This window comes from Paenibacillus sp. FW104-T2, assembly GCF_058789975.1.
In genome coordinates this window covers 362,842-375,686 of record NZ_JBYTCE010000001.1, presented here as the reverse complement: position 1 = coordinate 375,686, position 12,845 = coordinate 362,842, and the positions used below count along the sequence as shown (strand labels likewise).

Genomic DNA, 12,845 nt, shown 5'->3' with positions numbered 1-12,845 from the left:
TTAGGTATCCTAATTATATTTTCACCAACAGCGAAAGTCAAACAGGTAAATGACACCACAAAAAAACCGCGGCAGATCGCCACGGTTTCCAAAAGTTCAATGATAATCAGGACTGCGAAGCAGATACGGTTTTGAGGGAAGCCGAGAAGGGGAAGTACGCCTTGGCATTGTTGTAGGCAATACCTTGAACCATCTGTCCAAGCAATTCCATATCATGCGGTGCCTCTCCTTGCTCCACCCATTCCCCGATCAGGTTGCAGACCAGACGGCGGAAATATTCGTGCCTTGTGTAGGAAAGGAAGCTGCGCGAGTCCGTCAGCATCCCCACAAAACGGCTCAGCAAACCAACGTTGGCCAGCGCTCTCATCTGGGCGAGCATGCCGTCCTTGGTATCGTTGAACCACCATGCTGCGCCAAGCTGAATTTTGCCCGGGATACCGCCGCCCTGGAAGCTGCCGACAATCGCAGCCAGCACTTCATTATCCCGTGGATTCAAGGAATATAGAATGGTTTTGGGCAGTGCCTTCTCCTGCTCCAGTGCGTCCAGCAGACCGATCATCGCAGAAGAGAGCGGCGTATCATTCACCGCATCATATCCGGTATCCGGTCCAAGCTGAGCGAACATCCGGCTGTTATTATTACGGGCTGCATTCATATGGAACTGCATCACCCAGCCCCGCTCCGCATATAGCTTGCCCAGGAAGGTCAGTGTAACGGTCTTGTACTTGTCCTCTTCCTCACGGCTTACTTGATGACCTGCGAGTGCTTTGGCAAAAATGGCTGCCGCTTCTTCCCGTGTTGCCTTGCCATATGGGACATAGTCCAGTGCATGGTCGGAAACTCGGCCACCTACGGAATGGAAAAACTCCACCCGGGATTCCAGCGCAGAGAGGAATGAATCATAATCAGAGATTGCTGTACCCGAAGCCTGAGACAGCTTGCTTACCCATTCGATGAAGGTATCCCGGTTCAGTTCAAGCCCCTTATCCGGACGGAAAGAAGGCAGCACAGCTGTATCAAAGCCTTCGATTTCCTGAATCTTCAGATGGTATTCCAATGAATCACAAGGATCATCGGTGGTGCACACAACCGTGACATTGGATTTCGTGATCAGGTCACGTGCGCCAAAACCTTCACTGTTCAGCTTGGCATTTACTTTTTCCCAGATTCCTGGAGCACTGCTCTCATTCAAAACTTCATATACCCCGAAGTACCGCTGCAATTCCAGGTGGGACCAGGCATATAAGGGGTTGCCGATCATCATGGGTACCGTTTTGGCATAAGCCAGGAAACGATCGTAATCGGTCACGCCCTCACCGCCAGTGATGTACTGTTCTTCGATACCGTTTGCCCGCATTAGCCGCCACTTGTAGTGATCCCCGTACAACCAGGCTTCCGTAATATTGCCAAACGTCTTGTTCTCGTAGATCTCCTGCGGACTGAGATGGCAGTGATAGTCAATTATCGGCATGTCCTTAGCGTAATCCTCATATAACTTGACGGCTGTCTCATTGTGCAGCAAAAATTGTTCATCTAAAAAAGACTTCATTCGCTTCGCACGCTCCCTTTGGGTGAGTTTACGTTCATATGGGTACACTTCCCATCTTTACGCTACACTGTTTCCTCCCAAAGTTCAATAAAAAATGATAGCGTATTCAAAAATGGTTGGTTTGGGCATATGCCCCCGAACAAGATATACTGGTTTTAATGAACGATATGCTGATCTGAAGATCATACAAGGAGTTGAAATCGTTGAAAATTACATTTCTAGGCACAGGGGACATGTTCAGCGTAGAGCAGTATCACAACAGCATGCTCGCCGAATTTGGAAGCACGCATCTGGTCATTGATTTTCCGGAATCGAATGCAAAAGCCCTCAAAGAGGTTGGGTTCCCCATGACTGATATCCATAATGTATTTATCACACATTTGCATGAAGACCACATTAACGGTGTACAGATGCTCGGATACTATTCGCAAATTGTAGGTGACCGCAAACCGCGCCTGTTTATCCACGAACAACTGGTTGAGCCGCTATGGAGCATCTTATCTCCAGGCATGCGCTACACCACCGATGGCGAGCGTACAATGAGCGATTATTATGATATCGTTCCACTGCCGGATGGAGGCACATTCGAACTTGGCGGTGTGACGTTTGAGACATTCCGTACACAGCACGTTCCGGGCATGGTCAGCAATGGTATTGTTGCGAAGCCCTACTTCTACTACAGTGCAGATAGCACGCTGGATCAGGAACGGGTAGAACAGGCTGCCGCAGATGTGCAGCTGATTTTCCATGAATGCCATATGCATGATTTGGTGATCAAATCTCATACCTCGCTGAAGGACCTGGAACAGCTGCCTGCGGAAGTAAGGCAAAAGACCGTCTTAATGCATTATCATGACGAATATGCAGATGCGAGTACCCGGGAACGGTTCAACCGTGAGCATGACCTGCGGATGGTCGGCACACTGGAATCGTTTGAGCTGGATGAGAAATAAGGTAGTATAGGATGCTTCGAGTAGTTTCAGGAGCTGAAGCATCATTTTACTAGAAGATGAGGTGGCCTTCGTTCACGTTCCCAAATGGAGCCGAATGGAGGCTGCCTTCATTAGCACAATAATAAAATCTGGACCCAGCAAAAAAACCACCTGCAGGCATTCCATCGCCATTTCAGGTGGTTTCGTTGTCTATATTTATATTCAAGCTTACGCAGTCGTACTCTCTTCATCAGGCAAAGCCCATACGGATAAGCCTCCGCCACACACATGGAACGTAGCCCAACCGTCCTTCTCAATGGTAATGCTATCCTCGCAGCTGTGCGTCAGATCGGTCCATACTTCACCGGCACGATGTTCGCCGACAAACATTCGTTTCTCGCCATCATCCCCGTTGGAGACCACCACCGCGCAACCGGAGCCCTCGATTTCTTCCACGCCGCGGCGTACCCATCCAATGGTATTGGGATGATCGAAGTAATCCTCCTGCTCGCCATAAGCCTTGTTATAACGGGCAGACAGCAGGATATCCAGAATCTCCTTTTTACCCTCCACAGGTTCAGGACCGCCAATACCATAATAATCCCCGTAAAAGACGACCGGATACCCATCACGGCGCAGCAGGGTCAATGCATACGCGCTGGGTTTAAACCAGTCGCCAATCCATGATTCCAGTGCTTCATGAGGCTGGGAATCATGATTATCGACAAACGTTACGGCATGCGTTGGATGTGTCTGAACGAGTGTATCATCGAAGATTTTGGACAGATCGAAGTCTCTGCCTGCCAGGGATGCCTCATGCAGCTTGTAATGAAGGGACACATCGAACAGGTCGATCTGATAATCCACCGTATCCAGGAATTGACGGCAGGCATCCAGATTGGAATTCCAGAACTCCCCTACAATGTAGAAGTCCTGCCCACGCTTGCGAATCATCTCTGCTGCAAATTCCTTGATGAATTCATGGTTAATATGCTTGATCGCATCCAGGCGGAAACCACTGCATTGCAGCGTGTCGATCAGCCATTTTCCCCATTGGAGCATCTCCTTGCGGACCTCTGGGTGATTGTAATCGATATTGGCGAACATCAGATAATCATAGTTGCCGAACTCGTCATCGACATTCTGATTCCATTTCTTGTTCTCTCCTGCGATGCGGAATATGCCGCTGCGCTCTGTCTTGGCATCAAAGTCCGTACCGTTAAAGTGCTCGGATGTCCACTTGAAGGAGGAGTACTGGTCGCCACGACCCGGAAACGTAAATTTGGTCCAGCCTTCGATCTCGAACGGTTTGGATATTTCCTTCGTCCGGTCGTTAGGGTCCACTTCAATAACTTTAAAAAATTCTTTCTCGTCGGCACCAGCCTTATGGTTCATCACCAGATCGACATAGACGGCAACACCGTTTTTCTGACACTCGGCAATGGCATCCACCAATTCCTGCTTGGTACCGTACTTTGTCCGCACACTGCCCTTCTGGTCGAACTCCCCGAGATCGTACAGATCATAGACACCATATCCGGTGTCCTCCGGGGTAATGGCTTTGGTCACAGGGGGCACCCATACCGAATCAATGCCTTTGGCTTTCAGCTCCGGAGCCATTTGGGCCAGTCGTTTCCAATGCTTACCGTCTGCAGCCAAATGCCATTCAAAAAACTGCATCATCGTATGATTTCTTTTCATCAAAAACCGACCTCCTTGATTGCTTTCGAAGCGGACGTTGGAACGGATATGTATTCGCCCTTGTTCGTTCGTTTGCTATCCAAGTAATACCCTTTTTGGCCTATGCTTCAATCACCCGCAGAGAAGTTTCCGGTTGAAGGGGAGATGCGCTTGTAGTCCAGCCACTCCTCGGGCAGAAGGGAACGATACGGCTCCTGGGTGAACCGATCATCCACCAATACGAGTACGCCCGTATCCTCTTCCGTCCGAATCAGCCTGCCGCCTGCCTGCAGCACCTTGTTCATCCCCGGAAAAACATAAGCATAATTGAAACCATTACGTCCCGAGCGGTCGAAATAGTCACGAAGCACGTTGTTTTCCAGTCCAATCTGGGGAAGCCCTGCACCTACCACGACGACCCCATTGAGACGATCTCCCGGCAGATCCACTCCTTCTGAAAATACGCCGCCCATCACGGCGAATACGAGCCTTGTTCGTTCCGGATGTGGCTGGAATGCATTCAGGAATGCCTCCCTTTCCAGCTCATTCATGCCTTGCTCCTGCATGACCGTATCGGCCTCACCAGGAAGCTGCATGTAGGTCTCATAGACTTCACGCATATACGGATACGAGGGGAAAAAGACAAGCAGGTTGCTCCGCGGCCACTCGGATACGAGCTGATGCAGCATGTTCGCAATCGGCTGCCTGGAACGCTGCCGGTCCTTGTAGCGAATGGACAAGGGAAGCAGCCTTACATCCAATTGTTCCCGATGGAAGGGTGAAGGGATACGTAACGTGTAGTCCTCTTCCTCTGCACCAAGCATGTCCCGGTAATAACCCAGTGGTGACAAGGTTGCCGAGAAATGAATGATGGAACGGAACCCCTTCGCTGTCTGACGGAGCAGGACGGATGGATCAAGACAGAACAGCTTCACTCTCACTTCGCTTCGCACACATTCGGCATACGTGACGAATCGTTCATCATACAGCTTGGCGATACGCAGGAAGTTCTGGGCTGTGAAGTAGGCATCCAGCAGCAGTTGATCCGTCTCGGCACTTCCCGAACCGCCTTCCACAAGATTCTGCTCCGCAACCATGACAAAGGGCTCCAGCAATTCAATCAGTTCCTCCGGCGCTTCCTGCTGCAGCAGCTTGCCCTCTTCTCCTCCGTTTTTACGCAGGGTAATCAGATACTTATCGATGGCTCCCGCATGGTCTGTAATGGCCTTCGCGGCAGCGACACTGCTGCCCAGCGTCTTAAACTCCCTTTTGACATCCAGAAAAACAGCCTTCTCCAGCTCAGCAGAGAACATCATGCGGCCGCGATCGACTAGATTATGCGCCTCATCAACCAGCAGCACCGTCTTGCGTTTCTGCTCCTCCAGCATGCGTTTGAGGGAAATACGCGGGTCGAAAATGTAGTTATAGTCACAGATGACTGCATCGGCCGCATATGCCGCATCCAGTGAAAATTCGAATGGACACACCCGGTGCTTGCGCGCGTACTGTTCAATGACTGGGCGTGTCATCAATGTTTCATGCTCCAGCATATCCAGCACTGCCCCATTAATGCGATCATAATACCCTTCGCACATGCTGCACTGTCCGGTATCACAAGCTTCTTCTTCCTTGAAGCAGATCTTATCCTTGGCAGTCAGGCTGATCACATGCATGTTCAGCCCTTCCGCCTGCATTCTGGCAAAAGCCTCTTCTGCCGCAACACGAGTCGTCGTTCTTGCCGTAAGGTAGAACAATCGACTGGCTTCGCCTTCACCAATCGCCTTCACTGCGGGAAATAAGACGGACATTGTTTTCCCAATTCCGGTTGGTGCCTTGGCCATCAGTCCCTTGCCTTCACGGATGGTCTGATATACTGCGCCTGCCAGCTTGCGCTGCCCTTCCCGATATTTGCGAAAGGGAAACGGCAGTTCTTTAAGAGTGACGTCCCGCTTCTCTTCATATGCAGCAATCATCTCGGCATAAGGAGCATATCCGGCAATGACCTCAGCAGCAAATTGCTCAAGCTCCTCACGTTCGAGCATGCGCCGATATCTTCTCTCCTGACTATTCACGGTCTGCACATAGGTAAGCTGTACTTGCATTCTTGGCTCATCATGCTGAACGGCATACATATATGCATACATGATGGCCTGCGCCCAGTGGACCGGAAGTCCGTCGCCCAGATCATCCAGGTTGCCGGCTGTTGATTTGATCTCATCCACAGTCAGCTGACCCTCCAGACGAATCAGACCATCACATCGCCCTTCGATTATATAGACTAGGTCTCCATGCCGGATTTCAGCTTCAAGCACAACTTCTTTCAGATCTTCTTCCGTATACTCCTTCTGCACCCTCTGGTGAATTCGGGTGCCTTCCTGCATGGATGCATTGGAGCGGAATCCGGGACGAATACTGCCGCTGCGATATACGTATTCAACCAAAGGCCTGACTGATATTCGAATGGTATTTGTCATACGATCACCCGTTCTGTTTTTAGTCCTTCTACTTTATCATGAAAAGACCTGGCCAAACCAGCATTCCGCAGATTGGACTCGTCCCTCCCCATATGCTATGTTGAAGAGGAACGTACATTTAAGGAGGCAGATTCCATGTATATTTATTTGGTTCCTTCCCCGATTCCGGACGTGCTCGCTGCATATCCGCATCTGACCTTGCGGAGCGAGGAGCAGGTTCGTCTTGCCATCGAAACGACTGAACGTCTGCTTCATGTTGAGTCGGATGATAGCATAGCCGCATATGAGGCATTTGATGCCGCAGGCTCCTGGACAGGCGGCAGCTTTGCGGTTTTGAATAATATCCCGGTGACGGAAGACGGCCGTGGTGACTTCGAGGATCGGTTCAAAAACCGTGCACGCAAAGTGGAGGACGAGCCAGGTTTTGTCGGTATCCGGGTGCTCCGTCCCCTGAAAGATGATACGTATGTTGTACTTACCCTGTGGGAGTCAGAGGATCATTTCAAAAGCTGGCAGCAGTCTCAGGCCTATAATCATGCCCACCGCAATCGCAGTACAAGTGAAGGGCTGACCGCGCAGAAACCAGCCATGTTTCCAAGAGCCTCTTATGTCACGACATATACGATAGAATAATGGGTAGCCTGACAGACTCATGCGCCCCACCAGCTTTACTTATGCAGCAGATCACAAGGCCTCTCCCTGAATGGGATGGGCTTTTTCTATTTCATACTTTTGACACGACATACCATGAGGTAGCATAATACTTGTTAAATGAAACTTCGGAAGGGAAGGCGGTTATGTTGTCACGCAGTTCACTCACCCGGTTTCTAAGCGGACCGTTTATATTGTTTACCGTGATCATGATTATCAAAAGCTCCCTGGCCTGGATGGTCATTTTCGATGATATCCCCGTCTGGAAGCCATTGCTTACTGAGCTGCCGCTGATCTGGATCTGCTTTTGTCTGATTGAGTGGTTTGCAGCCAAAAGACGGATGTGGGCCTATCTTGTCCTGAACCTGGTGCTGTCTGGCATTTTTTTCGCTGCCATTATGTATTACAAATATTATGGGGTTATCGTCAATTATCATGCGCTCGCGCAGGTGAATCAGGTGACGTCGGTGAAGAGCAGCATGTTCTCCCTGCTCGACCCATATTACTTGTTTATTTTTGCGGATATTCTGATTATTGGCGGCCTATTGATCCGGCGCCGGATCAAGCTCGGCGTTACCGAACGTCCGGGAAAGATACCTTTGGACCGCAGAAGCAGACGCAGAGTTGCCTCCGTTATTCTGATGATTTCCCTGGTAATCTGCATGCTGAATATATACCCTAACCGGGCAAGCATGAGCGAAATTACGCAAGCGGAACAAATGGGAATCCTCGGATACGAGGCTTTTACCATTCTGGCGGATCGGCCTGACAAGCCCGTTCCGCTTGATGAAATTGATCAGGATCGCATTGATCAGATCAAACAAACGACAGAGCTCGATGCCATTGTGGATTCGGGAGCAGCCAAGGGCCGGAATGTGATTGTCCTCCAGCTGGAATCGTTCCAGAATTTCCTCATTGGTCTGAAGGTGGATGGCCAGGAAGTCACACCACATCTCAACCAGCTTGCACAGGAAAGCCTGTATTTCCCGAACTTCTATCAGCAGGTAGGTCAGGGGAATACATCGGATGCCGAGTTTGTTGTCAATACATCATTCTATACACCGCCAAACGGAGCTGCATCTACGGTCTATGCCGATAAAGCCCTGCCAAGTCTCCCCAAACTATTGTCGTCAAACGGGTATCAGACCGCTACATTCCATTCAAACGATGTCCGTTTCTGGAATCGCGATCAGCTGTATAAAGCGCTTGGTTTTGATCACTATTACGATATAGATTATTTTGGCACCGAAGATTCCATTGCCTTCTCGGCATCGGATGAGGTGCTGTATTCCAAGACACTCGATAAATTGGAAGAAATGCAGGGAGAAGGCTCGCCCTTCTATGCACAGATCATCTCCATGTCAGCACATCACCCGTACCATTTGCCGGAGAGCAAGATTAGTCTGTCGCTGCCAGAGCGGTACACGGACACTCTGCCTGGTGATTATCTGGTATCCCAGCATTATGCCGATCAGGCGGTGGGACAATTCATCGATGGTTTAAAACAACGCGGACTATGGGAAAACAGCCTGCTGGTGGTATACGGAGACCACCTTGGCCTGCCTATCTACTCGCTGGACCGGGACGACAAAGAGTTAATGAAGGAAATCTACGGCCGGGAGTATACATCCGCGGACATGATTAACATTCCACTTATCATTACGGCCCCCGGTGCTACACCTGCTAAGCAGCTGGGTCAGATCGGCGGACAGGTGGACATTCTGCCAACGATAGCCGGACTCACAGGGGCATCTCTCCAGGATCAACTGCACTTCGGGCAGGATCTGCTTCGGGAGTCAGGCAATCTGCTGCCGGAACGCTATTATCTGCCTACCGGTTCCGTGCTTAATGATGCCTCATTATTCATTCCGGAAACCGGTTATGGTGACGGAACCCATTACTCGCTTGCCGATGCCGGAAGGCAGGACATCAGGCAGGTGGAGAACCGTTCGGAACCGAAACCTGAGTCACCGGAAGGGAATACTGTTCCGGCAACGGCCTCAACGGATGACGGCTCATCGTCTTCCTCAGGTTACATTACCAAGGACGAGTATGAGCGTGCTTTGGATCTTATGCATTTGTCCAATAGTTATTTAATACAGCTGCCTGACCGGAATACAGAGAAGTAGCCCCAGAAGCAATCATTCAATCTATTAAAAAAGCCCATGAAACAGGATTGGAATCCTGCTTCATGGGCTTCATGCATTTCCAGCCAATCGTGGCTGTGTCATGCTGTATATTCAATCTCGTAATTACAAAGGCAGCAGCGGCACCGAAGTGCGAGCTTTCAGCTGATCTACCATGGCAAGCCATTCCTGCGGTTTATTCGGCAGGACAGCATAATAGCGATTCAGGAAATCGGCCACCAGGCTGGCTGGCAGCTCCCCTTGCTCCTCATTGCTCGGCATGAAGCAGAGGTCCAGTCCACCCACCGCTTCTCCGTCTCCTTGCCAGGAAGGATGAACATACGGGAAATCCAGTCGTTGATATCCGAGATGGGACAGCACTTCGCGCCGTACATACGGATCCATGGGCTTGATGCCGCCAAATTCATGATCCTGGCTAAGATACGGGTTATAGATCTCGGCGAACATGCCGAACAGTTCCTTCCCGTTTGCTGCGGCAAGCTGCTGCAGGTCTCGTTTCCGATGGTTGGCAAGGAAACTGCCGATGCCCAACCCTTCACGGCCGATAATCGTAAAATCCGTCATGGCCACATTCCAGTCTTCGTAATAGCGGTATTCTGTCGCTCCCACAACGTTCCCTTCATGCACAGCCACAAATACGCGTATGCCGGGGTCTTCCAGCGGTTCCTGCCACAGCGGGAAGTCCAGCACTTCCTCAGGCGGGAAAATCTCCTGCATAAGCTTGTGCATTTGGGCAAACAAAGGATCATTTATTGAAGTAATTCGTTTAAATTCCATGGATTCATCTACCTCCAATAATAAATATGCATTATGTCTTGAACGGATTGCGCCATTCCATAAGGGCTGCATAGTTGCAAGACTCCTCATCATCCAGATAATCCGTCGCCACGCCCACTGGCATACGTCCGCAGCGCAGCAGGAACGAGATCACGGGATCGCGTTTCTGACCAGATATCACCTGCTCCAGATACGATTCAGCCGTCATTTCATCTGCCACCAGATGGTATCCGGGCATTCTCCCGGCACCGAGCAGCCGGTCGAGCCCCTGTGCAATGACCAGATGATACATGGCCTGCATCATGAGCTGTGCCAGTCCCCACTTGCGAAATTTCGGACGTACGCAGAGATCAACGATGTAGAGCGTGTTGCCATCCGGCTGATGATTGCGAATATACCCATCATCAGTCACATCAACCCACGTGTGGCTTGCCGGATGTGAAGGGTCCCATTGCATGCGCAGCGAGGTCATCGATCCCGCCAACTCACCATCTACCTCAATGCAGATGGCCCCATCCGGGTAGTTGGCTACGTGACTAGCAAGCTGCTCATGGTTCCATAGCAGCTCTTCCGGATAAGGCGGAGGAAAGCTCTCGGCCTGGATGCGAATCAGTTCATCGAAGTCAGCCTCCTGATACGTACGAACGATAGCTTTTACGGGCTTACCATATCGATCCGGACCGGTAATCAACATTTCTTTTTGATACATGCTGATCATCTCCTCCTTCCAACAGACAATACGGGTAGTTCAAGCCTCAGACTACTCCCAGTCTGTATATAGATCGGTGCGGCGGTCACGCCAGGTCGTTACCGATCCGCGCTCACGTACTTCATAGAGCAAATCCAGATCCAGATCTGCTGTTACGATCATATCATCGTTAATCTCACCTTCGACCAGAATGCCGCGCGGCGGGAATGGGACATCATTCGGCGTAATGATGGCAGCCTGTCCGTAGTTGGCACGCATGAAGTCCACTGTCGGCAGATTGCCCACTGTTCCGGTCAGTACAACATAAACCTGGTTCTCTACCGCGCGGGCATGACTCGTATAGCGCACCCGATAGAAGCCGTGCCGATCATCCGTGCAGGAAGGACAGAAGATGACGTCAGCTCCTTTGGCTTTTGCCATACGCACAATTTCCGGGAACTCAATATCGTAACAGGTCAGCATCGCAATTCTGCCTTTATCCGTGTCGAAAACTTCAAGGCCATCACCCGGTGCCATGTTCCATTCCTGTACTTCGGTCGGTGTAATATGGATCTTGGCCTGGCGTGCAATACGGCCATCCGGATAGAACATGTGGGCGGTATTATACAATTTCCCTTCACGACGGATGACATGAGTTCCCCCGATCAGATGCATGTTGTACTTCGCCGCCAGGGATGTGAACAGCTGTTCATACTGCTCCGTGAAATCCGGCAGATCCTCAATGGTCAGCGCGTTGCCTTTACCGTCACCTATGGACATGAGCTGAGTTGTAAAAAATTCAGGGAACAGCACAAATTCAGTTCCGAATTCGTCGGCTGTCCGTATGTAATGCTCGGCTTGAGCAGCAAACTGCTCAAAGGAGCTGATGGTTTGCAATTGGTACTGTACAGCGGATACCCGCAATTTCATGTTTCTCCACCTCCATCATTATTCTGCTCTCATTGTATCAACGAAATGAAGTAATTTCTATTTCCTTTCTTCGCTCAACATCGCCTTGGTGAAACCGATCCATTCCCTTGTGGCAAAAGAAAGATATCGGTCCTTGCGCCAGATCATGCCGAGCTGCCAAGGGATCACGGGTTCCACAACCGGCATAATGCGTACACGCATATGATCCACTTCACGGCAGATGGTTTCGGGAAGTAATGCCACCCCCAGATTGGCCGCAACCATTGCACTGAGCAAATCCCACTGGGAGCTCTCATAGACAACCCTCGGCTGGAATCCTACATGCTGACAGGCCGCAATGATCCGATCATGCAGGGCAAAATCCTCCCTGAACAGCACAAAGGCATCATGCTCCAGTTCACGCAGGGCCACCGATTCTTTGCCCGCCAGCGGATGCGAAGGATGAACGAGCAGATTCAGCTTTTCTTCCACGAACACAAAATGATCGAGCAGCTCATCCACCGTCGGCAGTACAGCCACACCAATATCCAGTGCACCACTGATGACATCGGCCTCTACCTTTTTCGCACCATCCTCAAACAGTTGAATGCTCACTTGCGGATAAGCCTTATGAAATTCACCAATGATCATGGGGAAAAAGCTCGAACCCACCATGGGCGGCAGTCCGATACGCAGATGTCCTTTCTTCAGGTTCATCAGATCGTCGAGCTCGGACGACAAGCTGCGAAACGATTTTTCAATTTCCAGTGCCTGCCGGAAAAAAACATGCCCTGCATCGGTCAATTCGACTCTCTTGCCGTACCGATCCAGCAGCGTAACCCCCAGCTCATCTTCAAGACTTTTCACGGTTTTGCTGATGGTTGGCTGGGTGATATATAACACCTCGGCTGCCTTGGTAAAGCTCTGCTGCCTCGCGACTTCCAGAAAATATTGCAAATGGCGGATATCCATCGTCTGATTCCAGCCTCTCATAGATAAATGGAATAGAAAACATTCTTAATATGCATTTTACTCATG

10 protein-coding genes are annotated in these 12,845 nt (G+C 50.5%); 3 read left to right on the top strand and 7 right to left on the bottom strand.

The features are described from left to right. Positions 1-106: 106 nt before the first annotated feature. Positions 107-1,549: a glucuronate isomerase gene (uxaC, locus tag AC3WQ3_RS01665; protein WP_492471268.1), complete on the bottom strand. Its 1,443-nt coding sequence runs from the start codon at positions 1,547-1,549 to the stop codon at positions 107-109. Positions 1,550-1,752: 203 nt separating this feature from the next. Between uxaC and AC3WQ3_RS01660 the strand changes: the two genes are divergently transcribed. Continuing rightward, complete coding sequence (locus tag AC3WQ3_RS01660; protein WP_492471267.1) at positions 1,753-2,502, top strand: MBL fold metallo-hydrolase; 750 nt, start codon at positions 1,753-1,755, stop codon at positions 2,500-2,502. 207 nt (positions 2,503-2,709) lie between these two features. On the opposite strand, the gene AC3WQ3_RS01655 is transcribed toward AC3WQ3_RS01660, so the two are convergent. Continuing rightward, positions 2,710-4,182 (bottom strand): alpha-amylase, encoded by a 1,473-nt coding sequence (locus AC3WQ3_RS01655; protein WP_221805849.1) that lies wholly within the window; start codon positions 4,180-4,182, stop codon positions 2,710-2,712. A gap of 107 nt (positions 4,183-4,289) precedes the next feature. Further along, positions 4,290-6,635, bottom strand: coding sequence for a helicase C-terminal domain-containing protein (locus AC3WQ3_RS01650; protein ID WP_492471266.1), 2,346 nt, complete (start codon positions 6,633-6,635; stop codon positions 4,290-4,292). A gap of 135 nt (positions 6,636-6,770) precedes the next feature. On the opposite strand from AC3WQ3_RS01650, the gene AC3WQ3_RS01645 reads away from it, so the two are divergent. Next, positions 6,771-7,268 (top strand): antibiotic biosynthesis monooxygenase family protein, encoded by a 498-nt coding sequence (locus AC3WQ3_RS01645; protein ID WP_154894660.1) that lies wholly within the window; start codon positions 6,771-6,773, stop codon positions 7,266-7,268. A 164-nt stretch (positions 7,269-7,432) separates the two neighbouring features. Then, on the top strand, positions 7,433-9,415 hold the full coding sequence (locus AC3WQ3_RS01640; RefSeq protein ID WP_492471403.1) for an LTA synthase family protein: 1,983 nt from the start codon (positions 7,433-7,435) through the stop codon (positions 9,413-9,415). Between the two features lie 123 nt (positions 9,416-9,538). On the opposite strand, the gene AC3WQ3_RS01635 is transcribed toward AC3WQ3_RS01640, so the two are convergent. From AC3WQ3_RS01635 to cidR, 4 genes are read right to left on the bottom strand one after another with little or no spacing between them, the layout of a single operon-like run. After that, complete coding sequence (locus tag AC3WQ3_RS01635; RefSeq protein ID WP_336782311.1) at positions 9,539-10,210, bottom strand: GNAT family protein; 672 nt, start codon at positions 10,208-10,210, stop codon at positions 9,539-9,541. 31 nt (positions 10,211-10,241) lie between these two features. Beyond that, positions 10,242-10,919 carry a GNAT family N-acetyltransferase gene (locus tag AC3WQ3_RS01630; protein WP_492471265.1) on the bottom strand — a complete coding sequence of 226 codons (678 nt, stop codon included), beginning with the start codon at positions 10,917-10,919 and terminating at the stop codon, positions 10,242-10,244. Between the two features lie 51 nt (positions 10,920-10,970). Next, a complete protein-coding gene (locus AC3WQ3_RS01625; RefSeq protein WP_492471264.1) occupies positions 10,971-11,828 on the bottom strand; it encodes a carbon-nitrogen hydrolase family protein in 858 nt (285 codons plus the stop codon). Positions 11,829-11,885: 57 nt separating this feature from the next. Then, positions 11,886-12,779 (bottom strand): cidABC operon transcriptional activator CidR, encoded by an 894-nt coding sequence (cidR, locus tag AC3WQ3_RS01620; RefSeq protein ID WP_127537384.1) that lies wholly within the window; start codon positions 12,777-12,779, stop codon positions 11,886-11,888. Positions 12,780-12,845: the final 66 nt, after the last annotated feature.

Excerpts from the sequence above, each read along its gene's own strand:
- uxaC (WP_492471268.1), bottom strand. The coding sequence starts at position 1,549 with ATGAAGTCTTTTTTAGATGAACAATTTTTGCTGCACAATGAGACAGCC.
- AC3WQ3_RS01655 (WP_221805849.1), bottom strand. The coding sequence starts at position 4,182 with ATGAAAAGAAATCATACGATGATGCAGTTTTTTGAATGGCATTTGGCT.
- AC3WQ3_RS01650 (WP_492471266.1), bottom strand. The coding sequence starts at position 6,635 with ATGACAAATACCATTCGAATATCAGTCAGGCCTTTGGTTGAATACGTA.
- AC3WQ3_RS01645 (WP_154894660.1), top strand. The coding sequence starts at position 6,771 with ATGTATATTTATTTGGTTCCTTCCCCGATTCCGGACGTGCTCGCTGCA.
- AC3WQ3_RS01640 (WP_492471403.1), top strand. The coding sequence starts at position 7,433 with ATGTTGTCACGCAGTTCACTCACCCGGTTTCTAAGCGGACCGTTTATA.
- AC3WQ3_RS01635 (WP_336782311.1), bottom strand. The coding sequence starts at position 10,210 with ATGGAATTTAAACGAATTACTTCAATAAATGATCCTTTGTTTGCCCAA.
- AC3WQ3_RS01630 (WP_492471265.1), bottom strand. The coding sequence starts at position 10,919 with ATGTATCAAAAAGAAATGTTGATTACCGGTCCGGATCGATATGGTAAG.
- AC3WQ3_RS01625 (WP_492471264.1), bottom strand. The coding sequence starts at position 11,828 with ATGAAATTGCGGGTATCCGCTGTACAGTACCAATTGCAAACCATCAGC.
- cidR (WP_127537384.1), bottom strand. The coding sequence starts at position 12,779 with ATGGATATCCGCCATTTGCAATATTTTCTGGAAGTCGCGAGGCAGCAG.